This window comes from Microbacterium sp. LRZ72, from assembly GCF_033792225.1.
Taxonomy (GTDB): domain Bacteria; phylum Actinomycetota; class Actinomycetes; order Actinomycetales; family Microbacteriaceae; genus Microbacterium.
In genome coordinates this window covers 1-680 of the sequence record NZ_JANGEX010000044.1, presented here as the reverse complement: position 1 = coordinate 680, position 680 = coordinate 1, and the positions used below count along the sequence as shown (strand labels likewise).

General features: G+C 65.7%; 1 pseudogene. It reads left to right on the top strand.

Features of this window, described 5'->3' with window-relative positions:
• Positions 1 to 160 precede the first annotated feature (160 nt).
• A pseudogene (locus tag M4I32_RS15175) lies at positions 161 to 574 on the top strand (transposase); the annotation flags it as partial.
• Positions 575 to 680: the final 106 nt, after the last annotated feature.

Here is a 680-nt window from a genome sequence, read left to right as displayed (position 1 = left end):
CGAAACCTACGACCCCACCCGCCACGGATCGGCCGCGCTGATCACCGCCGCCTGACCAGCCACGGTTAGAGACACACCGCCGCCCCTGAGATGCCGCGGCGGCCTTCAGCGCGCACACCGGGGACACACAAAGAACTGCGGCCAGTTGACAGTGGGAGTCTGCCGGGTCCACTTCATGCGCAACGTCCTCGCGAACGTCCCCAAGACCGCGGGGCCGATGGTCGCCTCGATCATCCGCACGATCTTCGCCCAGCCCGACACCGAACACGTCCGGACCCAGTTCGATGAGGTCTCCCGCATGCTCGCCCGCTCACACCCAAAGATCTCGGACATGCTCGAAGCTGCCCGAGACGACCTGCTCGGCTTCACCGGGTTCCCCGTCGCGCACTGGCGCCAGATCTGGTCCACAAACCCTCTCGAGCGGGTGAACAAGGAGATCAAACGCCGCACCGACGTGGTCGGCACGTTCCCCAACCCCGCCGCGCTACTGCGCCTGGCCGGGCACGTCCTGATCGAGCAGCACGACGAATGGGACGGCGCAGACCGCCGCTACTTCTCCGAGCACTCCATGGCACTCCTCCTCACCGAACACGAGGAGGTGGCTGTCCCGCGTCAAGTACTTGGCAGGATTTCTTCTCTTTCGAAGTTGGGGATGGTGGGGTCGGCCAGGCCCGTGTGCA